The 24,219-nt window shown below is 71.8% G+C and carries 18 protein-coding genes and 1 pseudogene; 4 read left to right on the top strand and 15 right to left on the bottom strand.

The annotated features are described in order from the left end of the window. The 5 genes and pseudogenes from ABEB28_RS25175 to pruA all read right to left on the bottom strand — a co-directional run. Positions 1–517, bottom strand: a pseudogene (locus ABEB28_RS25175) (hypothetical protein); the annotation flags it as partial. Further along, positions 514–1,365 (bottom strand): type II secretion system F family protein, encoded by an 852-nt coding sequence (locus ABEB28_RS25170; RefSeq protein ID WP_345730664.1) that lies wholly within the window; start codon positions 1,363–1,365, stop codon positions 514–516. The gene ABEB28_RS25170 and the pseudogene ABEB28_RS25175, both read right to left, overlap by 4 nt. Before the next feature lies 1 nt (position 1,366). Next, on the bottom strand, positions 1,367–2,491 hold the full coding sequence (locus tag ABEB28_RS25165; RefSeq protein WP_345730668.1) for a TadA family conjugal transfer-associated ATPase: 1,125 nt from the start codon (positions 2,489–2,491) through the stop codon (positions 1,367–1,369). A gap of 148 nt (positions 2,492–2,639) precedes the next feature. Next, the gene (locus ABEB28_RS25160) at positions 2,640–4,361 is read right to left on the bottom strand and encodes a serine/threonine-protein kinase (protein ID WP_345730663.1); all 1,722 of its coding nucleotides are present in this window, start codon (positions 4,359–4,361) and stop codon (positions 2,640–2,642) included. Between the two features lie 173 nt (positions 4,362–4,534). Next, entirely contained in the window at positions 4,535–6,256 is a 1,722-nt protein-coding gene (gene pruA / locus ABEB28_RS25155) for an L-glutamate gamma-semialdehyde dehydrogenase (protein WP_345730662.1), read from the bottom strand. Between the two features lie 205 nt (positions 6,257–6,461). On the opposite strand from pruA, the gene ABEB28_RS25150 reads away from it, so the two are divergent. Continuing rightward, the gene (locus ABEB28_RS25150) at positions 6,462–7,760 is read left to right on the top strand and encodes a hypothetical protein (protein ID WP_345730661.1); all 1,299 of its coding nucleotides are present in this window, start codon (positions 6,462–6,464) and stop codon (positions 7,758–7,760) included. A 241-nt stretch (positions 7,761–8,001) separates the two neighbouring features. Here ABEB28_RS25150 and ABEB28_RS25145 read toward each other — a convergent pair whose 3' ends face one another. The 7 genes from ABEB28_RS25145 to ABEB28_RS25115 all read right to left on the bottom strand — a co-directional run bounded on the left by ABEB28_RS25145 (position 8,002) and on the right by ABEB28_RS25115 (position 16,886). Further along, positions 8,002–8,505, bottom strand: coding sequence for a DUF6912 family protein (locus ABEB28_RS25145; protein ID WP_345730660.1), 504 nt, complete (start codon positions 8,503–8,505; stop codon positions 8,002–8,004). Between the two features lie 257 nt (positions 8,506–8,762). Then, on the bottom strand, positions 8,763–10,376 hold the full coding sequence (locus ABEB28_RS25140) for a methyl-accepting chemotaxis protein (protein WP_345730659.1): 1,614 nt from the start codon (positions 10,374–10,376) through the stop codon (positions 8,763–8,765). 11 nt (positions 10,377–10,387) lie between these two features. Beyond that, on the bottom strand, positions 10,388–11,476 hold the full coding sequence (chvE, locus tag ABEB28_RS25135) for a multiple monosaccharide ABC transporter substrate-binding protein (protein WP_345730658.1): 1,089 nt from the start codon (positions 11,474–11,476) through the stop codon (positions 10,388–10,390). A gap of 111 nt (positions 11,477–11,587) precedes the next feature. Continuing rightward, positions 11,588–12,568, bottom strand: a complete 981-nt coding sequence (locus ABEB28_RS25130; RefSeq protein ID WP_345730657.1) for a patatin-like phospholipase family protein — start codon at positions 12,566–12,568, stop codon at positions 11,588–11,590. Continuing rightward, positions 12,565–13,935 (bottom strand): WS/DGAT/MGAT family O-acyltransferase, encoded by a 1,371-nt coding sequence (locus ABEB28_RS25125; protein WP_345730656.1) that lies wholly within the window; start codon positions 13,933–13,935, stop codon positions 12,565–12,567. The genes ABEB28_RS25130 and ABEB28_RS25125 overlap by 4 nt, the downstream gene beginning before the upstream one ends. 99 nt (positions 13,936–14,034) lie before the next feature. Next, positions 14,035–14,838 carry a CpaE/TadZ family protein gene (locus ABEB28_RS25120; protein WP_345730655.1) on the bottom strand — a complete coding sequence of 268 codons (804 nt, stop codon included), beginning with the start codon at positions 14,836–14,838 and terminating at the stop codon, positions 14,035–14,037. A 1,019-nt stretch (positions 14,839–15,857) separates the two neighbouring features. Continuing rightward, on the bottom strand, positions 15,858–16,886 hold the full coding sequence (locus tag ABEB28_RS25115; protein WP_345730654.1) for a flagellar biosynthesis protein FlgA: 1,029 nt from the start codon (positions 16,884–16,886) through the stop codon (positions 15,858–15,860). 262 nt (positions 16,887–17,148) lie between these two features. Between ABEB28_RS25115 and ABEB28_RS25110 the strand changes: the two genes are divergently transcribed. Further along, complete coding sequence (locus tag ABEB28_RS25110; RefSeq protein ID WP_345730653.1) at positions 17,149–17,394, top strand: helix-turn-helix domain-containing protein; 246 nt, start codon at positions 17,149–17,151, stop codon at positions 17,392–17,394. A 5-nt stretch (positions 17,395–17,399) separates the two neighbouring features. Here the strand turns inward: ABEB28_RS25110 and ABEB28_RS25105 are convergent, their stop codons facing one another. Beyond that, positions 17,400–17,957 (bottom strand): hypothetical protein, encoded by a 558-nt coding sequence (locus tag ABEB28_RS25105; protein ID WP_345730652.1) that lies wholly within the window; start codon positions 17,955–17,957, stop codon positions 17,400–17,402. Between the two features lie 125 nt (positions 17,958–18,082). On the opposite strand from ABEB28_RS25105, the gene ABEB28_RS25100 reads away from it, so the two are divergent. Further along, positions 18,083–18,622 carry an Rv3235 family protein gene (locus tag ABEB28_RS25100; RefSeq protein WP_345730651.1) on the top strand — a complete coding sequence of 180 codons (540 nt, stop codon included), beginning with the start codon at positions 18,083–18,085 and terminating at the stop codon, positions 18,620–18,622. 22 nt (positions 18,623–18,644) lie between these two features. Here ABEB28_RS25100 and ABEB28_RS25095 read toward each other — a convergent pair whose 3' ends face one another. Further along, positions 18,645–19,955: a hemolysin family protein gene (locus ABEB28_RS25095; protein ID WP_345730650.1), complete on the bottom strand. Its 1,311-nt coding sequence runs from the start codon at positions 19,953–19,955 to the stop codon at positions 18,645–18,647. A gap of 354 nt (positions 19,956–20,309) precedes the next feature. After that, a complete protein-coding gene (gene secA / locus ABEB28_RS25090) occupies positions 20,310–23,159 on the bottom strand; it encodes a preprotein translocase subunit SecA (protein WP_376981432.1) in 2,850 nt (949 codons plus the stop codon). A 237-nt stretch (positions 23,160–23,396) separates the two neighbouring features. Here secA and ABEB28_RS25085 point away from each other — a divergent pair, with 237 nt between their 5' ends. Beyond that, the gene (locus ABEB28_RS25085) at positions 23,397–23,939 is read left to right on the top strand and encodes a GNAT family N-acetyltransferase (protein WP_345730648.1); all 543 of its coding nucleotides are present in this window, start codon (positions 23,397–23,399) and stop codon (positions 23,937–23,939) included. The last annotated feature ends 280 nt before the right edge of the window (positions 23,940–24,219 follow it).

Here is a 24,219-nt window from a genome sequence, read left to right as displayed (position 1 = left end):
CCAGCCCTCCGGCGAGCGCGCCGACCGGCCCGACCACGGCCAGGCCGGACGGCCCGCCGAGCGCGCCGCCCACGACTGCGCCGGTCACCAGCCCGAGGCCCGCCCAGCGGACCTGCTCGGCGCGGAACGCCGCCACCGCCCCGTCCGAGCCGTCGGAGCCGGCCGCCACGAGCCGCCGCCGGATCGACGAGCCACCGAGCACCCGGCCGAGCCGGTCACCGAGGACGGCGGCCACCTCACGGCCCGCCGCCGACAGCCCGGCCGACCACTTCCCCACCCGCCCGTCGCCCCGCACTCCGGGTGCCGACCTCGCCCGGGACGCGGCTCCTGTCCAGAGGGCCCACGCAGGGTCGGCCCTCGACGAGGGCGCCGCCACTGCCCGGCTGACCTCCGCGCGGCCCACGTACGGCGCCAGCCGGTCGTCCAGCCGCGGACGCCGAGCCTGCGGCCCGCCCCAGGTCACCAGCGCCACTCCCAGCGCGAACGCCAGCCCGACCAGCGCCCCGACGCCGCTCACGTCAGCACCCGCCGCTCGGTGGGCAGCCGTCCGACCCGCAGCATCAGCCGGTAGGCGACCAACGTCGTCGCACCGCCGAGAACGAGCAGCAGCCGGCCGGAGCCGCTGTCGAACACCCGCAGCGTCGTGGACTGCGTGGCGAGCAGGAGCAGCACGAGCCAGGGGGCGGCCACCGCGAGCCGCGCCGCGTTCACCGTCCAGCCCTGCCGGGTCTCCAGCTCGGCTCGGATCCGGGCGTCCTCGCGCAGGAAGCCGGACAGCGTCCGCAGCAGCCGTCCGAGGTCGGTGCCGCCGACCTCGCGGGCCACCCGGAGCGCTTCGCAGATCCGATCGGCCACCGGGTCGGACAGATCCCCCTTGAGCCGGTCCAGGCAGACGAGGAACTGCCCGGTCGCCCGGTGGTCCGCAGCGAACCGGGCGAACGCCGGGCGGAGCGGCGCCGGTCCCCGCTCGGCGATCGCGCCCACGGCCTCGGGCAGCGACATGCCCGCCCGCACCGCCGAGGCCAGGTTGTCGACGACGTCCGGCCAGGCGTCCCGGAGCTCACGGGCGCGCGTCGTCCGCAGACGGCACACCAGCGCACTCGGCCCCAGAAACCCGAACACCCCGAAACACGCCGCTACCGAGCTACTGCCGAGGGCCGTGTACGTCACCCCGAAGGCCGCCAGCGCCGCGCCGATCTGCGCACCGAGCAACTGCGCCGGACGCACGCCCGGTAGTCCGGCGGCGTTCAGTAGCGCTGCCCGCCGCGACGGGCGTCGTCCCCACGAAAAACGCCCGCGGGGACGACGTCGGCGAAGCAGAAGTAGTAGGCCGCAGCCGAACGCGAACCCCAGCACCGCACCCATCTCAGACCGCCAGCAGCGCGGGCAGGTCGACGCCCGCCCGGGCGTAACGCTCGTCGTGCGGCGGGTAACCGTCGGCGCGGACCAATTGCCCGCCGGACGTCGCGAAGATCTCCGCGGTCTCGACGCTGCCGTGCCCGCCGACCGCGATCACTTCCCGTACGCGGCGGGTGCCCGCCGCGGTGAGCTCCAGGTGGACGACGAGGTCGACGCAGCTCGCCACGGCCGGGACGACGAACGACGGGTGGACGTTCGCCCCGGCCAGCAGCGGCAGCGTGCACAGCTTCGTCACCGCCTGCCGCGCCGAGTTGGCGTGCACGGAGCACAGACCGGGCAAGCCGGAATTGAGCGCGATCAACAAGTCGAGCGCTTCGGCCTGGCGGACCTCCCCCACGATCAGCCGGTCCGGGCGCATGCGCAGCGCCTCGGTGACCAGGCGGCGCAGCGGGATCTCGCCGGTGCCCTCCAGGTTGGGCTGGCGGGTCTGCAGCGGCACCCAGTCCGGGTGGTGCCGGAGCTGGAGTTCGAACACCTCTTCGCAGCTGATCACCCGCTCGGCGGCGGGGATGGCGCCGGCGAGGCAGTTCAGCAGCGTGGTCTTTCCGGACTGGGTGCCGCCGCTGACGATGAGGTTCAGACCGGCGACGACCGAGGCTTCCAGGAAGCCCGCGGAGTGCGGTGTCAGCGTTCCGAGCGGTATCAGCTCGGCCAGGGAGTGCGCGCGGGCGGTGAACTTGCGGATGTTCACCGCCCAGTGCTCGCGGGTCACGTCCGGGATCACCACGTGCAGCCGCGATCCGTCCGGGAGCATCGCGTCGACGAACGGCGTGGAGAGGTCGACGCGGCGGCCGGTGCGCTCCAGCGCCCGCTGCACCAGCTCCTCGACCTGGCCGGGCGCGAGGATCGCGGTGGTCAGCTCCGATCGTCCGCCGCGCGCCACGAACACCCGGCCCGGACCGTTGACCCAGACCTCCTCGACCGACGGGTCGTCGAGGAAGCGTTGGAGGGGCCCGAACCCGGCGACCGCGTCGAGCACCGCGCGTCGGGCCGCGTGCGGGTCGGCCACCAGGTCGGCGTGCGCGGCCAGGACCTCGTCGATCAGGCCGGCGACCGCGGCCGGGTCGCCCATCGGGTCGACGCCCCGGCGGCGCACCAGCTCACGGACTTCCCGGTGGACGAACTCCTCGGCGCTGGACACCGCACCTCCCGGCCCCGGCTCCTACCTCGACGGTAGCGAGCACGGAACCGGGAGCGACAAAGTTCGCCTGCCCTGTGGATTAATTGATCGGGCCGCCGATCGAGGGCTCGCCCGGCTTCGGTGTCACCATCGGCGGCATCGTCTGGTCCGAGGGCGTCATCGTCTCGCCCGGCGTGGGGAGGTCAGGAATCGTCGTCCCTGCCGGGGCGTCCGGGATCGCGCCGTCCGAGCGGCTCGGCGTCGGCGCCGCCGTGCGGCTGTCCTGCGGCGTCGGCTTCGCCGACTCGGCCGGCGGCGTGACGTCGGCCTCGTTCTTGCTGGGGCTGTCGTTCTTCGACGAGCTGAGGACGCCAGACGCAGCCACGCCGACGCCGACCGCGGCCAGCACGATCAGGCACACCGCGGCCAAGCCGACGATCAGCGGCCAGCGGCGCTTCTTCGGCGGCCGCGGCGGGATCGTGCCGGCCGGGAACGCCCAGCGCGGCGGAGAGAGCGTGTCGTCGAACGACGGCGGGGGGCCGCCCGGAGTGCTCGGAGCACCCGGCCCGCCCGGCGCACCCGGCCCACCGGGGCCGCTCGGGCCGCTCGGGACCGACGGACCGGGACCGCCCGGGCCCGAAGCGGCCGGGAAGATGTTGGTGGGTGCGGCATAGGGCCGAGTGAGGTCCAGGTTCGGCACCGGGTCGCCAGGCGGCGTCCCGCCGCCCGGTCCGGAATCACCGGCGCTCGCGAAGATCGCACCGGCCGGGCTCGACGGAACCCCTCCGGCCGCGACCGGCACCGGCGCGGCGAGCGACAGCGTCGGGCTCGGGTGCCGGGCCGACCGGGCCACGGTCGTCGTGACCTCGTCCGGCGACGACGCCGCCAGCGCGCCCGGCCGCGGGGTCGAGGGAAGCACCGAGGTGACCCGCTCGTCCGGCTCGACGCCGCCGGTCACCGACTCGACCACCGGCACGACGTGGAAGTGCGGTGTTCCCTCGGGAAGCGGTGTCGCTGCGGGCAGGCCGGCGAGTTCCGCGGCGACCGCGCGCAGGTCGGCCGCGAGCGACTCGGCGGACGGGCGGCGCACCGGGTCGCGCTGGAGGCACGCGGTCAGCACGGGTCGGGCCGCGTCGGGCACCGCGTCGGTCCAGATCGGCCGGGCCGTGACGTGCCGCCGCATCACCTCCGCCGACGAGCCCCCGCGGTAGGGGGTCGTGCCGGTGAGCAGTTCGTAGAAGACGATGCCCAGGCCGTAGACGTCGCTGGCCGGGATCGACGCGTGTCCCTGGACCACCTCGGGCGCGATGTACTCCGGCGTGCCGTAGCTCAGCCGCGCGGGGCCGTGCACCAAGCGGGCCACCCCGAAGTCGGCGAGCCGGACCGGGCCCCCGTCCTCCGGCACCAGCACGTTCGCGGGTTTGACGTCCGCGTGTACGACTCCCGCCGCGTGTGCGGCGGCCAGCGCGTCCGCGATGGTGGCAGCCATGAGCGCGGCGGACGTGGGTGCGAGCGCACCGGCGATCGCCAGCGTGTGCCGGAGATCGGCGCCTTCGACCAGGTCCATCACCAGGCTGATCTGGTCGCCCTCGACGACCAGATCACGCATCCGGACGACGGCCGGGTGGTCGATCGAGGTCAGTACCCGCCGCTCCCGAAGGAACCGGTCGACGACGTCGGCGTCGCTCGCCAGCTCGGCACGGATCTGCTTGGCGGCGACGGCCTCGCCCGTCGCGGTGACCCGGGCGCGCCACACCGATCCGGTCGCACCGCCGGCGATCTTCTCCACCAGCTCGTATCGGCTGCCTAGAGGCGTGGTCACGGCCGTCCATCCCTTCGGTACGGGACGCTCCAGGGCGTCCGCACCCCTGAGTATGCAAACGGCTCGCACGTCCGGTCTCCCGGATTCGTGCCACACCCGTCCCCCAGTCAGCCACCCGACAGGTGCACGGCCCGCCGAGGGGCGAGCCTGACGGCCTCGCGCGAGGCGCGCCCCTACCTCATATGAGGATAGAAGGGGTCGGTGGGCGGGGCGAACGTCTCCTTGATCGTGCGCGGGCTCACCCAGCGCAGCAGGTTGAGGATCGACCCGGCCTTGTCGTTCGTCCCGGAAGCCCGCGCACCGCCGAACGGCTGCTGCCCCACCACGGCCCCGGTCGGCTTGTCGTTGAGGTAGAAGTTCCCGGCCGCGAACCGCAGCCGCTCGGTCGCACGCACCAGCACTTCCCGGTCCCGCGCGAAGATCGACCCGGTCAACGCGTACGGCGCGCTGTCGGCGGCCAGGTCGAGCACGGCATCGAACTCGGCGTCCTCGTAGACGTGCACGCCCAGCACCGGACCGAAGTACTCGGTGCGGAACAACTCGTGCGTCGGGTCGGTGCCGACGACCACCGTCGGCCGGACGAACCAGCCGACGCTGTCGTCGGCCTCACCGCCGGCCAGGATCGAGCACGACGGGTCGGCCGCCAGCTTCGCCAGCACGTCGCGCAGTCGGTCGAACGCGCGCCGGTCGATGACCGCGCCGCCGAAGTACCGGAAGTCGCGGACGTCGCCGTACTCCAGTTCCTCGGTGGTGGCGGCGAGCCGGTCGCGGAGACCGCCCTCCCAGATCGACCGCGGCACGTAGGCTCGCGACGCCGCCGAGCACTTCTGCCCTTGGTACTCGAACGCGCCGCGGATCAGCGCGGTGTGCAGCGCGTCCGGGTCGGCCGAGGGGTGCGCGACGACGAAGTCCTTGCCGCCGGTCTCTCCCACCAGCCGTGGGTACGACGCGTACCGGTCGAGGTTCCGGCCCACCGTCTCCCAGAGGTAACGGAACGTCCGGGTCGAGCCGGTGAAGTGGATCCCGGCCAGCCCGCGATCGGCCAGTGCGACCTCCGACACCGCCGCACCATCTCCGGTCAGCAGGTTGATCACGCCCGGTGGCAGCCCGGCCTCCTCCAGGACCCGCATGAAGTAATGCGCCGAGAGCTGCTGCGTCGGCGACGGCTTCCAGAGCACCGTGTTGCCCATCAGCGCCGGCGCGGTCGGCAGGTTGCCGGCGATCGCGGTGAAGTTGAACGGCGTGATCGCGAGGACGAACCCCTCCAGCGGACGGTGGTCGAAACGGTTCCACGCGCCGCCGCCGGAGTTCGGCTGCTCGGCGAGGATTCGCTCCCCGAAGTGCACGTTGAACCGGAGGAAGTCGATCAGCTCGCACGCGGAGTCGATCTCCGCCTGCTGAACCGTCTTGGACTGTCCCAGCATCGTCGCCGCGTTGAGTACGTCACGCCAACGCCCCGCGACCAGGTCGGCCGCCCGGAGGAAAATCGCGGCCCGATCGGCGTACGACATCGCCTGCCAGGCCGGTGCCGCCTGGGCCGCAGCGGCGATCGCGTCGGTGACGTCCGTACGCGTAGCCTGCCGCAAGGTTCCGAGGAGGTGGGCATGGGCGTGCGGTTGGACCACCGGCACTTCGTCGCCGCCACCCCAGCGGGCCTGGCCGCCGATCGTCTGGGTGAGGTCTTNGAGGAGGTGGGCATGGGCGTGCGGTTGGACCACCGGCACTTCGTCGCCGCCACCCCAGCGGGCCTGGCCGCCGATCGTCTGGGTGAGGTCTTCCCGCTGGTCAGTGAGGTGGTCCAGGGCGGATCTCAACGTTTCTCGCTCCGGACTTCCGGGGGCGTAACTCCGCACCGGCTCGTTCACCGGCTCGGGTACCCGGGTGACACCGTCCATCTACGGTCACCTCCGCCTCGGCCCGACTCGTCGAGTGCCGCAAAACCACTCTATCGGGCAGTTTCGCCTGCGACGCCCTGCAGTAGCGCTTGTATCCAGCGACTTTGGGGATCAACCCGCCGTGGGGCAGACTGCCGAGTGCCGCTTCCTGATACCTAAGATGCGCCTGAAGACCGTGTCCGCTCCTGCTCAGAAGGGAGTCGACGTGGAGTCCGGCCCCGCGCCCGCCCACCCGCTCACCGAACCCGGTCGAACCACTGTCCAGTTACTCGTCGCTTCGTCGGCGGTGTTGGCGCTCGTCCAACTCGTCGCTGCGACGTCGGTCGACGTCTACAACGGCGAGAGAGCAGGTTGGTGGGTCGCGATCCAGGGCGCGACCGTCGCTTTCGCCGCCGCTTTCGCCGGCGCGGCCGCCAGTGCCAACGGCGCCTGGTGGCGCCGCACGCAGCAGAAGGCAGCCAGCACGACGCCCGGCAGCCTCGGTACCGGGATCGCGGCGGCCAGCGTCGCCGGTGCGGTGTTCTCGATGCTGTGCTGGGCGTCCACGTCGCTCGGTAGCGCGACCTACCCGATGGTGGTCGCGGTGTTCGTCGCCGCGCTGCTCGGCGGGGTGTTCGGCGGCGTCCGGGCCGGTGGCGCGGTGCTCGGCGGATTGGTCTCGACGTTCGCCGCGACGCTGGTGAACCTCGCGGGCCAAGCTGTGATCACGATGCTGTCCCTGGCCCCTGACAGCGACCCGGAGCGCGGAACGCCGCTCGCGGTCAGCGCGGTCGACTGGGGCATCTCGTCCGCGGTGGGTGCGGTGATCGGCGTCTGGTGGCTGTCCCGTCGTCGTCAGCGCACCTGGTGGTCGCACTGGATGATCGTCGGACTGTTCCCGCTCGCGCTGGTCGTCATCGGTGACTTCGCCGAGTTGCTCGCCTGGCTGATGGTCGACGACCCGGCGAAGGGCGACGCACTGGCCCAGGCCGCGCCGGGGCACGGCGTCCAGCTGCTGGTGATGGCGCTCGCCGGTGGGGTGACCGCAGTCGTCGCGGGACGGGCCCTGCGGGCCCACCCGGAGTGGCTGGCACGTCCGAGCGCAGCAACCCGCGCCAAGAACAATGCGGACGCCACACCCGCGCCGGCCGCAAGCAACGCAGCCACGGACGACGCGACCACCGTCCCGACGCCCCGCCCGGCCGCGAGCCACACCCCGGCTCCCGTGTCTCCGTCGCCGGTGTCTCCCTCTTCCCGGACCACCGGGGGGAACGAGGCCGGCGCCGAGACCGCAACCGTGCCGCTGCCCACCATCGACCCGGCCGATCGACCGACGGTGCCCATCCCGACTCAGCCGGGCCCGGCGACGGACCCCTCGCCGACCGGAGCCGCACCGGACGGCACCCGCGCGGACGTCGACGCGCGGCCAGCTCCCGTGCCCGCCGCCAACGGCGTGATCCGCACCAACCTGACCGCGCTCATCCCGACGCAGCCCCAGCGGCGGGACTCCCCGCAGCAGGGCTGAGCCCCGCCGTCACCGACGGCGGGGTTCCGACCCGCCGCCAGCGCGGGCCGGTCGTCTGCGCGGGCCGCTGTCCGTGCGGGGCCGGGCGTCCGCGCGGGCCGGTCGTCCGCGCGGGCCGGTCGTCCGCGCGGGCCGGTCGTCCGCGCGGGCCGGTCGTCCGCGCGGGCCGGTCGTCCGCTGGGCTCCGGCCGTCCCGCCGATCCGTCGTCCGCGGGGCTTCGTCGTCCGCCGGGCTTCGTCGTCAGCGCGGGAAGGACTCCAGCAGGTTCGGCAGTTCCTGCACCGCGAACCACTCCAGCTCGTGGTCGTCGGTGCCGTCGACCGTGAACTGAGCGTCCTCGTCGCCGAGGTCGGCCGCCATGATCACCTTCACCGCCGCGGCCACGTCCGACTCCGCCTCGGCGCCGTCGACGTGGATCGACGCCAGCCGATCGAGCGGAATCGGCACGGTGCTGCGTACCACTGCCCGATCGAGGTCGGGGTGCAGCGTCACCTCGCGATCCGGGACGTCCGCCGAGAGCACGACCCGACGCCGCGGGGCCAGCGGGTCGGCGTCCAAGAGGCGCAGCGCGGCCCGGGCCGCCTGCGAGAACGCCGCGTACTCCAGCACCTCTTCGTCGTCGTCGAGGTACCACTCCCGCAGCGCGGGCGTCACCGCGAACGCCGTGAGCGGCGCCGGCCCCACTTCCTTGTCGGCCTCGACCTGGTGAAGCATCGCCGACGTCGCCGGTAGGTAGATCCGCATCCCACTCCCTCCGGTCCGGCGCGGTGCCGGGACCGCACAAAGTGTCCACCACCCACGTCGCAGCGCCCAGTGTGCTCACCCCGACCCGCCCGTCCGCCGCACTATCCCGCGAAGACCACCCCACCACGGCGCCGCCCGGGTCGATTTTCGGGGAAGACCACCTCCCGGCGCCGCCAGCGCGGCGGATTTCCGGGAAACCCACCCCACCCCGCCGCCCGCGCGGCGGAGATTCGGGAAACCTGCCGCGCCGGCCCCGCTCAGATGCGGAAGTGCGTGGTGAGCGCCTGCAACTGCTGCGCCATCCTGGTCAACTCGGTCACCGCGGTCTGCGATTGCGAGATGCCCTCGGTGGTGATCTGTGTCGCGGTCGCCAGCCCGGCGATGTTCGCAGCGATACCGCCCGCGCCCTCGGCCGCCGCCGAGACACTGCGGTTCATCTCGGTGGTGGTCGCCGTCTGCTCCTCCACCGCGCCGGCGATCGTCGATTGGAAGTCGTTGATCTGCGTGATCACCGCGCTGATCTCGCCGATCGCCGCGATCGCCGCCTCGGTGTCGGCCTGGATCGCGTCCACCCGGCGGGCGATGTCCTCGGTGGCCCGTGCGGTCTCCTGAGCCAGGTCCTTGACCTCTCCGGCGACGACGGCGAACCCCTTGCCGGCTTCTCCGGCCCGCCCCGCCTCGATCGTGGCGTTGAGCGCGAGCAGGTTGGTCTGTTCAGCGATGCTCGTGATCACCTTGACCACCGTGGCGATCTCGGTCGAGGACTGGCCGAGCTGCCCGATCTGCGCCGTGGTCGTCCGCGCCACGCCAACGGCGGCACTCGCCACCCGGGCCGCCTCGGTCGCGTTGTGGGCGATCTCGCCGATCGACAGGCCCATCTCCTCGGTGCCCCGCGCCACGGTCTGGACGTTCTCCGACACCTGGGCGGCTGCCTCGGCCGCTCCCTGCGCCTGACCGGACGCGTCCTGCGCCGACGCTTCGATCGTGCTGGACGTCGACGACATCTGCTCGGCCGCCGCCGCGACTTGCAGCGCCGAGTCGGAGACCGCCGCGACGACGTTGCGGACGCCGCTCTGCGCCTCGTCCAGCGCCAGGGCCATCTGGCCGACCTCGTCGCGGGACGACACCTGGGCCCGGACCGTCAGATCCCCGTTCGCCATCGCCCGGAGTGCCCGGCGCACGCTCTGCAGCGGCTTGGTGATCGACAGCACCACGAATCGAGCCAGCAGAAGCAGGAGTAGCGCGGTGACCGCGGCCGTCGCCCACAGGACGTACTGCGCACGGTCCCGGCTCGCCGCGGCGTCGCTCTCCTCGGCGCTGATCGTGCGGGCGAACAGCTCCCGTTCGTTCTGCAGGACGGCGCTGGTCAGGTAGTTGTCGATGCCGATCTGGCCCCAGGCGCTCCGGGCTCCGGCGACGTCGACCGCGGCGCCGTTGACGAACTGGGTGACGACGGTCGTGTAGTCGGCGTAGGCCGTCTTGATCCGCGTCACCGCGCTCGACAGGGACGACGGAAGGTCCACGGCGTCCAGACGGGTGAGCAGCTCCTCGGCCACGCTGAGTTGATCGGCGAGGATCGTCTGCTGCGTGCCGGGATCGCTGCGGACCACCGCCTGCAGCGCGCTGCTCTTCAGCTCGGTCGCCTGACGGTCGAGCTGCAGCACCAGGGCGCTGGCCTCGTTGATGCGCTGCAGCCGTGTCGCGGTGTCTTCGGCGGTCCGGTCGCTGACGGCGGTCACCACGAGACAGGTGGCGAGGGCGAGCAGGCTCGCTCCCACCAAAGCGCCCAGCTTCACCCGAACCGGGAGGTCGAAGAACCGGCCGAACAGCGACCGACGCGCCGGCGCGCTCACCGGAGCGGCTGCGCTCATGAGGTGCTCCTTCAGGCAGCCAGTTGGTCGGCGGTGTAGTAACCGCCCTCGACGAGGATCCGCTGGTAGTTCGACTTGTCGACGTTCACCGGCTGGAGCAGGAACGTCGGGACGGTCTTGACGCCGTTGTTGTACTGCCTGGTGTCGTTGACCTCGGGCGTGCCGCCGGTGAGCAGCGAGTTCGTCATCTGGACGGCCACCTTCGCCAGCTCGCGGGTGTCCTTGTAGACGGTCTGGTCCTGCTGTCCGCTGGCGAGGAGCTTCACCGAGTCCAGCTCGGCGTCCTGACCGGTGATCACCGGAAGGTTCGAGCCGCTGTACCCGGCGGCCTTCAGCGCCTCGAGAATGCCCCGGCTGATGCCGTCATAGGGCGAGAGCACCGCGTTGACGCGCGTGGCGCCGTACGAGGACGCGAGGATCCGGGTCATCCGCTGCTTCGCCACCGCCGCATCCCACCGCTGGGTCGCCACCTGGGCGAACGCTGTCTGCCCGCTCCGCACGACGAGACGGCCGCTGCTGATGTACGGCCGGAGCACGCTCATCGCCCCGTTGAAGAAGAACGTCGCGTTGTTGTCGTCCGCCGAGCCGGCGAACAGCTCCAAGTTGAACGGCCCGCGTCCGCTCTTCAGACCGAGCGCGTTGACGAGGTACGTGCCCTGGAGGACGCCGACGCGGTAGTTGTCGAACGTCGCGTAGTAGTCGATGTTCGGGGTGTCCCGGATCAACCGGTCGTACGAGATGACCGGGATGTCTGCCGATGCCGCCTTCGCCAGCACGTCCTTCAGCGCACTGCCGTTGATCGCACCGATCACCAGCGCCTTGCTGCCGCGCTCGACCATGGCGTCGATCTGGTCGATCTGCTTCTGGACGTCGTCGTCGGCGTACTGCAGGTCGGTGCGGTAGCCCAGCAACTCGAACTGGCGCACCATGTTCTCGCCGTCACCGACCCAGCGCTCCGACTCCTTCGTCGGCATCGCCAGGCCGATGACGCCCCGGTCCGGAGCGGCGACCGAATCGGACGCGGAGCCGGAACAGCCGGCCACCACCAGCAGCACGCCGACGAGCGCCAACGCGAGCCGCACGGTCCGGTCGGGCAGCATGAAAGAACCTCCGGGACACGAAGGCGACCGGGCGTTCCGGAGCGAACGCCATACTCGCCGCATCGACCGCCGGGCGACCGACCTGAGCGTTCCGCCTACTCTCCCGGGTTCTCAGCCGGCGATGTCGAAGGGCACCGCACGCAGCGAACGCGACGCCACTTCCGGGCGCAGCGCTGCCCACGACGTCCGCAACGAGGTCTCCAGCACGACCGACCGTCGCCGGGCGTCCATCAAATTGGAGCCGAGGACGGCGAGGTCTTCCGGGCCGGGGCCGAGCAGCGTGACCCGCGTGCCGCAGGCACGCAGCTGCTCCGCCTCGCGGAGCAGCTGCCGGGTGATCACCCGGCGGAACCGCCGCTCCAGGCGACCGGCGAACGCGGACGGCGCGTCGTAGGCGAACGAGGCCATCGGGGTCAGCACGTAGACCTCGTCGAGCTCCGCGCCGATGAGCAGGTCGACCGACGCGGTCGAGCAGGTACCACCGTCGACGTAGCGCCGGCCGCCGATGTCGATCGGAGCGAACCAACCGGGCACCGCGCAGGACGCGCTGACCGCGTCGACGAGCGCGGCGTCCGGCGCGCCGTCCCGGCCGAACACGACCCGCTGTCCGGATTGGTAGTCCATCGCGACGATCCAGGGCCGCGGCCGGTCCGGCCACTCGTCGCACGGCAGCACCGAGCCGATCAGCCGCCGCACGCCGGTGTGCGTAGCACGTCCGCGCGGCACGAGGCCGGAGAGCGCCACGATCGGCGGCACCGAGGACGGACGGCGCGCCGCCTGCCAGAGCAACCCCGGTGAGCCCAGCGCGAACGCCGGCAGCGGGGGCTTCGGCCCGGCTCCGTCGACGTCCTCGTCGTAGTCGACGACCGGGTCACCCGGCGCGGGCAGACCTCGCTGATGGCGGACGATCGACTCCACCGGCATCCCACACGCCAGCAGCGACGCGAGTATCGAACCCGCGGACGTCCCGACCAGCGCGTCCACCGAACGGCAGTCGAAACCCTCGGCGCGCTCCAGCGCCGCCAGTGCCCCGGTAGCCCAGGCGAACCCGAGTACCCCACCGGCACCGATCACCAAGCCGCGTCGCGTCATACCATCGCCTCCGTCAGCTCGTCGATGGACTCCGCCAGCAGGCCGGCGAGCACATCGACGTCCGGAACTGCATCCCAGTCGGCGTTCAGGCCGAAATAGACCTGTCCGTCGTACGAGGTCACCCCGATCGCGATCGACTGCCCGGCGGCCAATGGGACGACCGGGTAGATCTCGCGGAGTCGGGCCCCGGCCACGTACAGCGGACGCTGCGGACCGGGAGCGTTTGTCACGACCAGGTTGAACAGCCGACGGGACAGGCCGGAGGCTGCCCGTGCCGCCATCGCGTTCAAGGTCGCCGGTGCAAAACCGGAGAGCCGGACCAGCGCGTCCGCGCCGACCCGGCGACCGGGTTCGGCGTGCGCCCGCATCGCGTACGCGATTTGGGTCAGTCGGACGGTGGGGTTCGGCTCCCCGATCGGGAGGTCGATCAGGGAGGTAGCGACACTCGCCCCGACGTCGCCGCCGAACGCCGCCGGCGGACCGCCGCGGACGCTGGTCGGAACCAGGGCTCGGAGAACGCTGTCCGACCGGAGCGGCGTGCCCCGGTAGAGCATCCACTGCCGCAGCGCGCCGGCGACGGTCGCCAGCACCACGTCGTTCACGGTGCCGGACGACCTCAGCCGCCGGTAGCGGTCGAGATCGGTCCGCGCGCACGCGAACCGGCGCTGCCTGCCAGGGTCGGCGTTGAGCGGACTCGTCGGTGCGGGGCGGGCGGACATCAGTAGGCCGGTCCCGGTCCCGAGCAGCCGACCGGCTCCGCGTACTCCGGCCTTCACCGCGCCGACGACGTGCGTCGGGTGCCGCACGAGGTCGACGGCGGCGTCGAGCACCAGCTCGGTCGGGCCGGGCTCCGGTGCCGGACGCCACACCGGAGTCACGGCGTCCGCCGTCGCCGGGCTGTCGTCGAGCAGGACGTGTAGCAGGTCCACGCCGCTGGCGCCGTCCACCAGCGCCGGATGCGACTTGGTGACGACCGCGACCCGGCCGCGGCTGAGCCCTTCGACCAGGTACAGCTCCCACAGCGGGCGCGACCGGTCGAGCTGGCCGGAGATCAGCCGACCGACCAGCGTACGGAATTGCGCGTCGGTGCCCGGAGTCGGTAATCCAGTGCGCCGCACGTGATACGCCAGGTCGAACCGGGCGTCGTCCACCCAGACCGGCGGCCCCAGACCCGCCGGCAACGACCGCACGCGCTGCCGGAAACGGGGTACCAGGGGGATCCGCTGCTCGACCCGCCGCCGCAACACGGCGACGTCCAGGCCGTCTTCGGAGGGTTCGAGCACCGCGACGCCGCCGACGTGCATGGGCGTCGTCGGTGTCTCGGCGGAGAGGAAGGAGGCGTCCATCGGCTGGAGGCGATCAGGCACTGCTCTCACCTCCTCCGACGTCGCGGCGTCACGTCGTTGTGACACCGCCGACACTGTCATCGTGACATGGGTTACTCCCCAGTACCCACAATCCGGCGATCAGCACCTGTCCTGCACCGATCCGGAACAAAAGGCAATTGCCATTTGAATGAAGGCCTTGCGCAAACGCGACTTCTCGGCGACTTCCGCCAGTGTGCGGCCTTCGGCCAAGGCCCGATCGGCGGCGGCACGGTCGTAGGGCAGTGTGCGAATGTCGTCGAAACCGGCGAATCGCTGCAGCGCCGCCGCGACTTCGCGGGCCGGGTCGCCCACAATCGGACCGCGCCGGAGCCGGTTGACGACCACCTCCGGCTCGGCGGTCGGCACGGCCTCGCGCAGCGACGCGAGCCCGCGGATCAGCCGCTGCAGGCCCACCGGGTCCGCGGAGCCGACCGCGAGCACGGTATCCGCGGCTTCCAGCGCCGCCAGCGTGGCGCCGTTACGGCGAGGGGCGGCGGTGTCGTAGACGAGCTCTTCGTCCTGTTCCAGGCTGAATCCACAGTCCACGACCGTGAGCGCGCACAGCGTGCGGGCATGCAGCAGGAGGTCGGTCATCGCGTCCGGGCCGATCTCCGGCCAGCGTTCGGCGCGGCTGATGCCGGTGAGGACCCGCAGGTGCGGCGTGACGGACCGCGCGAGCGTCGCGAGGGTGCGCGGGTCCAGGCGGCCCGCGTCGGCCAGCCGGGCGGCTGACGCCAGCCCGGACGCCTCGTCGAGCAGGCCGAGGCACTGCGCGACCACCCCGCCGTAGGTATCCGCGTCCACCAGCAAAGTGGGGACGCCGAGCCGCGCGGCTTCGTCGGCGACACCGATCGCGACCGTGGTTCGACCGGGCGCACCGGTCGGGCCCCAGACCGCGATCACTCGTCCGGGCGGAGTGGGTTCGTGGTCGGCCCGGCGAGCCGGGAGGGCGGGGCCGGATGTCGGCGCGAGGCTCGACGCGGGACCCGGGAGAGGTGGATGGGCGGGGCCTGAATCAGGCGCGCGCGCGGGGCCTGAGTCAGGCGTCCGTGCGGAGCCTGGCGCAGGCGTAGGCGCGGGGCCTTGCGCTGATGTCCGTGCGGGGCCCGGCGGGGCGTCGGGCGGGTCTTCCGACGCCGACGGCGGGGCTGGTCCCGCGGGCGCAGTCGGCACACCTGGCGCATTCGGCCCCGTCTGTGCGGCGGGCGCGGCGGGCGCGGCGGGCGCGGTCGGCGTAGGGCCCCGGGCCAAGCGGCCTGTGAGCGCCGTGCGTCCGGCCAGGCGGGGGCGGGCGACGCCGGGATCGCTAGCCCGCGCCGGCCACGGCCGGTCCGGACGCTGCGAGTCCGGCTGCTGCGAATCCGGGCGGGCTGAGTCCGGGCGGGCTGAGGCCGGGCGGGCTGAGGCCGGGCGAGTCTGGCCCAGATGGGCCGGGTCCGCAGCGGCCGGGTCCGAACCCGGCGCCGAGCCAGGTGCCGCGATCGGGCCCGATGACCGTTCCGGCCGGGGCCGCGAGTCGGGGCGCGAGCCGGCGCCGCGCTGGGGAGTGCGGTGGTGCGCCAGGGCTGCGGCGGCGGTCCGCAGCGCCGACGCGACCACGGTCGGCGCGGTGTCGGTGGTCAGGACCTGTCCGATGCCCAGCGCCCGCAGCCGATCACGCGCTGCCACGTCGTCCGGATCAGCCAACCCGACGACCGCCACGCCGCTCGACGCCAGCCGGGTCAGCAGCGGACGGTCGAGGTGGACGAGGTCCGCGGGAACCACCGCAGCCCCGGCGACCCCGGTGGCCGCCACCGCCAGCAGGTCGGCGGCTCCGGTGCAGCGACGGACGACCGTGACCCCGGCACTACCGCTCGCCCACGCGGCGACCAGCGCGGCCTCCCAGTCATCGCCGTCGGTGACCACGGTCATTACCGGCAGGGTCATCGATCCGCTCCCGAGCGGTCCGTCTCCCCTGCCACGTCCCGGGCGCTTCCGCCACCCGGCAGCTGCGCGCCACCACCGGACGGAACCGCCCCGCCACCCGGCGGTTCCGCCCCGCCACCCGGCGGTTCCGCCGCGCGGCACGGCGGAACCGCTCCACCGCCCGGCGGCTCGACACCGTCGCCCTGGTCTCCGTCGCCCTGGTCTCCGTCCCCCGGGGTCCCGTCACCAGGCGGAACCGCACCGCCCGACGGCCCTGCGCTGCCCAGCGGCGGGCTACCCGGCGGCCCGGTGCCTTCCGACGGCCCTGTGCCGGGCGGTGACTCCCCGGGTGATGCCTCCCCGGGCGGGGCCGCCTCCGGCGACGGTGAACCGCTGCCGGGCGGAGCCCCGGCCGCCGGGGCACCGCACCCGTCCCCCGCATCCCGCCCGACCGCGACCACGACGTCGATCTCGGCGGTGCGTACCGCGCTTACCACCGCGGGCGTGAGGTCGTCCGCCACCCGCACCACCAGCGTCGGCTCGCCTCCGACAGCGGAGCCCCTGGTCACGCCCTGCACGGTCACCGCTGACAGCACCCGCGACGTCTCCCCCGTCCGCGGCGTCGCGAACACGTCCACCCGGGCACCGCGTCGCACGGTTGCCGGAACGTGCTGCGCGCTCACCGGGATGCTCACCTCGCTGCCGCAGACCCGACCGGCCAGCGCGGCTCGCGGTAACAGCTCACCGGCTCCGACGGGCCGGCTCAGCGGCCGCCCGACCGGCTCGGGTCCGCTCGCAGCCAGATAACGCCCGGCGCTCTCCGGCAACCGCGCTCGCACCGCCACCAGATCGGCCCGCACGAGCACGGTGCCGGAACCGAGGTCGCGCGCGACGGCCCAGACCAGCACGGTCTTGTCAGCCACCGCGAAGAGCCGAGCTCCGACCACTACCGAGCCGAGTACCAGGACCACGCCGAGCACGAATCGCAGGTCGAACCAGGAGGGCATCCGCCGCCGTCGGGCCGGCGGCGAGACCGGAGCGGACATCCGATTCCCTTCGGCCAGGACGCACTACGGCGTCGGAGGACGACGATGGCAGGAACGGGCGACGCAGACGCTCAAACCGATGAGGGAAACAGGGGTCGTCGGTGTTTATCCGGCCCAATCGAGGCCACTAGAGGTGCTCACATAGTCCCGTATCAGAAGCGAAGCACGTGCCAACTATCCACATGTATGAGTCGTTGTGGACGGGCCAGACGCCGGGAGAGACATGAATGCCAAACTGAAGACTGGGGCTGTAGGAGGTGACATGACGACCGAGCGGTTTCTCCAATTGGCCGATGTCGCAGAGATCCTGAACATCTCCTCCTCCCAGACGTACGCGCTGGTCAGATCAGGGGACCTTCCGGCCATCAAGATCGGCGGACGGGGGCAGTGGCGGGTCGAGCGCGCGGAGCTGGAGCGATACATCGAGCGGATGTACAAGGAGACCCGCGACTTCGTGCGCAGCCATCCCTTCACCTACACCGACAACGCGGAGGACGAACTCGGTTGAGTGGGTCACGGGGCGCGGACGACGAGGAGGGCGCCGAGCGGGATGCTCCGAACGGCTCGAACCGCGCCGGCCCGACGAGCGTCCCCCGGTAGAAGCTCAGCGAACTCCGCGAAGTCACGCCCAACCCGATCGAACGTCCCGGACGCCGAGCGACCCCCGCGGAGTACGACTCTGACCGGCACCCGATCGCGCGCCATCCGGCGTAGCGCGTAACGCAGGTCGAGCCGCGCCTCAACCATGCCCTCCGAACCGGGCGCCGCCGTGCGGTCCGGCAGTCCGCTCACCGCGTTCACGGCGGTCAGCGGGATCAGCGTCTCTCGCCGACCGGATCCACCGAGCAGAATCCAATCAGGACCCACTCGCCGGACGGTGCCGCCGATCGGCCCGGTGTCCAGCCAGATCTCGAGCGTCGTTCCCACCGCACCCCGTAGCCGGTCGACGAGGCCGACCAACGCGAACTCCCGACGACTGCGGTCAGCGGCCTCCGCCGTCATCTCCTCCCGGCGTAGCGCATCGAACTGAGCGTCCGCGTCGGCGAACAGGAACTCCCAGCGTTCGTCCACGGCTCCACTGTCGCCGATCCCAACGCCCGACGACCGGAATATCCACAGTCAGCGATGATGCTCTTGCGGAGAGCAAGCAATTGGGCGTTTCCTAATGCAAACGAAAGCAAACAAAGGGAACGCACATGAGCACTCCGCTGGTCTGCCGCGCACCGGCCCTCGAACCCCGCGCCGTGTCGCTTCTCCGGCCACCGCTGCTGCAGGTCCGGACGTCCGTCTCCCCGGAGCTTCCGTTCGCGACCGATCGGCCCCCCGATCGGCAGCCAGAAGTGTCGTTCGGGCCCCAGGCAACGCCCCGGGAGGCGTTACCCGACCCCGCCGTGCACGCTCGGGCACTCGTTCTCGCACTACTCGAGGTACTGAGCGGACGCCGCCCGGTGCGGCAGCTGCGCAACCACCTCACCGAGGACGCGTACGAGCGGCTGGCCGGCCGGTTGCATCGCGCGCGGACAGCGGCGGGCGCCGTGAAGACGTCCGGCTCACCGGCTCGGCAGCCCAGCGCGCGGACCCGGATCTACATCGGTCGCACGCTGGTCTGTGAGCCGGCCGACGGCATCGCCGAAGTCACGGTGCTGGCGAAGGTCGGCGCCCGGACCAGAGCGGTGGCCGTGCGCTTGGAGGGCCTGGACGGGCGTTGGCGCTGCCCGGTCCTGACGGTCCTGTGACGTCCGGGCGGCCAGCCGTCGCCTACTCCGCCGCCGCTTCCTCGACCTCGCGCGGATCGCTGCCCGCGTGGGGCTCCGGACACACCCGCACCTCGGTGATCGCCCGTCGCCGTACCGCCCGCACCTCGAACGACCAGCGGTCCACGGTCACCACGTCGCCCGGCGAGCGCGGGATCCGTCCGAGCACCGCCAGGATCAGGCCGGCGACCGTCGTGTAGTCACCCTCCGGGCGGTGCGGCAGCTCGATCGCGATGTCGACCAGGTCGTGCACCGGGAACGATCCGGGCAGCAGCATCGAGCCGTCTTCGGCCACCTGCACCGACCGGACGTCCTTGTCGGTTTCGTCGTAGATCTCGCCGACGACCTCTTCGACCAGGTCCTCCACCGTCACGAGCCCGTCGATGTCGCCGTGCTCGTCAACGACCAGAGCCATCTGGGTCCGCGCCAACGACAGTTCACGCAACGCGTCCGGCACGCGCATGCTGCCGGGCAACGCCGGTACCTGACGGATCCGATCGATCAGGCGCCCCTCGTCGTCCAGCAGCTCTCGTAGGTGGATGACGCCGATGACCTCGTCCAACGACCCCCGGGGTGCCACCGGCGCGCGGCTGTGGCCGGACTCCACCAGCGCGGCTCGTGCCCGCGGGATGTCGAACTCCACCGGCAACACGAACGCCTCCCGGCGCGGCACCAGGATCTCGCGCAGCACTCGGTCGCCCACCTCCAGCGCGCCGACGATCATCGTCTGCTGGAGCGGGGTGAAGCCCTTGTGCGAGCTCACCATCTCGGTGACTTCCTCGCGAGTGACCTCCTCGCGCTGCCGGTCGGGGTCACCGCCTGCCAACCGGACGACGGCATCCGTGGTGATGCCGAGCAGCCAGATCGCTGGGCGGCTCAGCGTCGAGAGCAAGTCCAGTGGCCGGGCCACCGCGAGCGCCCAGCCCTCGGCGCGCTGCATCGCGATGCGCTTCGGGGCGAGCTCGCCGAAGACGAGCGTCACGAACGTCAGCAGGATCGTGACGATGACGATCGCCACCGCGTTCGCGGCGTTGCCGAGGAAGCCGAGCGGGCCGACCAGCGGCTTGGCGAGCGAGACCGCCGCGGTCGCGGACGCGAGGAAACCGGCGAGCGTGATCCCGACCTGGATCGTCGCCATGAAGCGGTTCGAGTCGCGCGCGAGCCGGGCAAGTACCCGGCCGCCGGCGCCCTTGCGCGCCAAGCGTTGCAGCTGGCTCTCCCGGAGAGAGATCAGTGCGATCTCGCTGCCCGCGAAGGCCGCGTTGAGCAGGACGAGCAGAGCGACGAGTGCCAGTTGGGCACCGACGGAGTCCATGGTTCCTCTCGGGAGCCGGAACGACTCACTCGGCAGCAGGGCGCGCCGGGTGAGACCGGCGGGCCGGACGATGCGCGCCGACATCGGCGGCGACCGGGTGACCCTGCCGGGTGTTAACCCTACCAACGCCTACCCAGCGTCAGCGTCCGCGCAAACGCCCGACGTCCTCCGTCGAATGCCGAGAAGTCAACGTCCCCGAGGCGCCAGGCACGTTGACTTCCCCCCAAAACGCCCGCCGGGCCGCGCCCCCCGACGGCGCCGGCGCCCCACCCCGAGAAACCCCGCACAGCGCAGCGCCGCCGCTGGACGGTGACCGTCCGGCAGCGGCGCTGTGCCTCGCGTAACAAGAAAAACCTAAGCGGGACCGCCCGGCGCACCGTGGCAGCGCTTGTACTTCTTGCCCGAGCCACAGGGGCACGGCGCGTTGCGCGACGGGCCTGCACCGACCTTCTGCCCCGGCGACGCGGACTTGCGGCCACCGGAAGCGCCGGCAGCCGCACCCAGCGGCGATTCCGTCGCCACCGCGACGCCGCCACCGGTACCGGCCTCGCCGTCGATCGTCGGCGAGCTGTACTGCAGCGGCTGGTTCGACGTCCGCGGACGGATCAGGCCCTGGACCTCGGCGTGCTGCACGACCGGCGCCTCGACGGTAGGAGCCTCGTCGGAAGAAGGAGCAGGCGCCTCCTCGGTCTGGATCTCGGCGTGGAACAGCAGCCGGACCGACTCTTCCTTGATCCCCTCCATCATCCCGTTGAAGAGGTCGAAGCCTTCGCGCTGGTACTCGACCAGCGGGTCGCGCTGGGCGTACGCCCGCAGGCCGATGCCCTCCTGGAGGTAGTCCATCTCGTACAGGTGCTCGCGCCACTTCCGGTCGAGCACCGCGAGGACGATCTGCCGCTCGGCGTCGCGCATGAGCTCGGTGCCGAGCTCCTTCTCGCGCCGGTCGTACGCCTCCTGGGCGTCCTCGGTGAGCCGCGCGACGAGCAGCTCGGCGTCGATCGCTTCCCGGCCGCCGACCTCCTCCTCGAGCTCCTCGAGCGTGAACGACATCGGGTAGATCAGACCGAGGCTCTTGAACAGCTCTTCGAGGTCCCAGTCCTCGGCGTATCCCTCGCCCGTGGTGGCGGTGACGTACGCCTCGACGATGTCGTCGATCATGTGCCGGATCTGCTCCTGCAGGTCGGCACCGTCGAGCACCTGCTTGCGCTCGGCGTAGATCACCTGGCGCTGCTTGTTGAGCACCTCGTCGTACTTGAGGACGTTCTTCCGCGCCTCGGCGTTCTGCTGCTCGATCTGGGTCTGCGCCGACTGGATCTGCCGGCTGACCATCTTCGACTCGATCGGGACGTCGTCCGGGATGTTGAGGCGGTCCATGATCGCCTCGACCGCGTTGGAGTTGAACCGGCGCATCAGGTCGTCGCCGAGCGACAGGTAGAACCGGGACTCGCCCGGGTCGCCCTGCCGGCCCGACCGACCACGCAGCTGGTTGTCGATCCGCCGCGACTCGTGCCGCTCGGTGCCGAGGACGTAGAGGCCGCCGGCGTCGGTGACCTTCTCGGCCTCCTCCTCGACCTCGTCCTTGACCCGCTCGATGGTCTCGGCGAGCAGGTCGTCCCAGTCCTCGTCGTCCGGGGTGTGCCCGGCGTTGCGCAGCTGGGCCGCGGCGAGGAACTCGGGGTTACCGCCGAGCATGATGTCGGTACCACGACCGGCCATGTTCGTCGCGACCGTGACCGCGCCCTCACGACCGGCCTGGGCGATGATCTCGGCCTCACGCGCGTGGTTCTTCGCGTTCAGCACCTCGTGCCGGATGCCCCGACGGTTGAGCATCGTCGACAGGAGCTCGGACTTCTCGACGCTGGTGGTACCGACCAGAACCGGCTGACCGTTGGCGTGCCGCTCGGCGATGTCCTCGACGACCGCCTCGAACTTGGCCTGCTCGGTCTTGTAGACGACGTCCGCCTTGTCGAGCCGGATCATGTCGCGGTGCGTCGGGATCGGCACGACGCCGACGTCGTAGGTCTTCTGGAACTCGCCGGCCTCGGTCATGGCCGTACCGGTCATGCCGCCGAGCTTGTCGTAGAGGCGGAAGTAGTTCTGCAGCGTGATCGTGGCGAGCGTCTGGTTCTCGTCCTTGATGTTCACGCCCTCTTTGGCCTCGATGGCCTGGTGCATGCCCTCGCTGTAGCGACGACCGTGCAGGACGCGGCCGGTGAACTCGTCGACGATCAGGACCTCACCGTCGACGACGATGTAGTCCTTGTCCTTCTTGAAGAGTTCCTTGGCCTTGAGCGCGTTGTTCAAGTAGCCGATCAGCGGCGTGTTGACGGCCTCGTAGAGGTTGTCGATGCCGAGCTGGTCCTCGACCTTCTCGACACCCTCCTCGCTGATGCCGACCGTGCGCTTGCCCTCGTCGACCTCGTAGTCGCGGTCGCGCCGCAGCCGGGGGACGATCCGCGCGAACTCGGTGTACCAGCGGGCGGACTGCTCGGCCGGACCGGAGATGATCAGCGGCGTCCGGGCCTCGTCGATCAGGATCGAGTCGACCTCGTCGACGACCGCGAAGAAGTGGCCGCGCTGGACCAGCTCCTCCCGCGACGAAGCCATGTTGTCGCGCAGGTAGTCGAAGCCGAACTCGTTGTTCGTGCCGTACGTGATGTCGCACTCGTACGCGGCCTTGTGCGCGCCGGGCAGCGCGTTCGGAAGGATCGTGCCGACGCTCAGACCGAGGAACTTGTGCACCCGGCCCATCCACTCGGCGTCACGTTGCGCCAGGTAGTCGTTCACCGTGACGACGTGGACGCCCTTGCCGGCGAGCGCGTTGAGGTACGCCGGGAGCACACAGGTGAGCGTCTTGCCCTCACCGGTCTTCATCTCGGCGATGTTGCCCAGGTGCAGCGCCGCACCGCCCATCAGCTGGACGTCGTAGTGCCGCTGGCCGAGCACACGCTTGGCGCCCTCCCGGGCGACCGCGAACGCTTCCGGGAGCAGGTCGTCGAGCGTCTGGCCGTCCGCGTACCTCTCTTTGAACTGGTCGGTCAGCTCGCGCAGCTCCGCGTCCGTCAAGTCCGTGTACTCGTCCTCGATCGAGTTCACGGTGTCGGCTATCGCCTTGAGACGGCGAATGATCCGCCCCTCGCCGGCGCGGAGGATCTTCTCGAAGATCACGGGTTCGGTCAGCTCCCTCGGATGTCCTACCGCCATCGTAGGCGCGGGTCGGCAGCGGCGGGCCTCCCGCACTACGCGGCCAGCCGTCCACCGGTCGGGGCACGGCGTTCCTCCCCCAGTAAACCGCAGCGGCGCGCCGTCGGTTCCCGGGAGCGGCAACCTGGCGGTCACCGCCGCCGAACAATAGTCCGGCCGAGACATTTTGCCGAAGATTTCCCCGTTTGCGCCGGAGCCGCCACTCCGGAACCCGGGTCGAGCGGCCAGGATGGCGGGGTGGACACCGTGGAGATCGCCGCCGGCCGGTTCCAGCTCCGGCCGTGCGCGACCATCGACGCCGATTGGATCTTCCGCGCCTGCCAGGATCCGGCGATCCAGCGCTGGACCAGCGTGCCCAGCCCGTACCGCCACGACGACGCGGTGGGCTACGCCGGCGACTACGTCGAGCAATCCTGGAAGTCGGGTCGGGCGGCGCCGTTCGGCGTGTTCGACGCGGTGAGCGGCGAAGGGCTCGGCACGGTCGCCCTGGTGTCGATGGATCTCGCCGAGGGCCTGGCCGAGGTCGGTTACTGGGTCGCACCCTGGGCCCGCCGCCGCGGCGTGGCCACCGCGAGCACGCTCGCGATCGCCCGATGGGCGTTCGGCGCACTCGGGGTGGCGCGGCTGTCCTGGCTCGCCGAGGTCGGCAACGACGGCTCACGCGCCGTCGCGGAGCGCGCCGGCTTCACGATCGAGGGGGTCCTGCGCGACCGGATCCGCCGCCGCGACGGTTCCCGCGCGGATGCCTGGATCGGCTCGTTGCTCCCCTCCGACCTTTGATTACGCCGTCCGGCGAACCACCGTGGGCGGGTCCCGCTCCGCCGTCGAATTTCCGCCCGTGCCCTCGCGTCCCCGCCGTAGCCAGCCCGGACCACCGCACGCCGCCCGGTCCGGCCCCGCCGCTCGTCGCCTGAACACCGCAGGAGGGACTGAGCGCGCACCGGCGGGGGCGGCGGATTTTCGGGAAAATCCACCTCCGACGGGCACCCGGTCCTCTGCGGCACCGATGCGAGTACGCGCTGGCGCGGTGGCTGGTGCCCCGGCTGCATGGCGGCCCGGA

The organism is Cryptosporangium minutisporangium, assembly GCF_039536245.1.
GTDB classification, from domain to species: domain Bacteria; phylum Actinomycetota; class Actinomycetes; order Mycobacteriales; family Cryptosporangiaceae; genus Cryptosporangium; species Cryptosporangium minutisporangium.
Note: the sequence above shows the minus strand (reverse complement) of the source record. Positions and strands in the feature narration are given on the sequence as shown.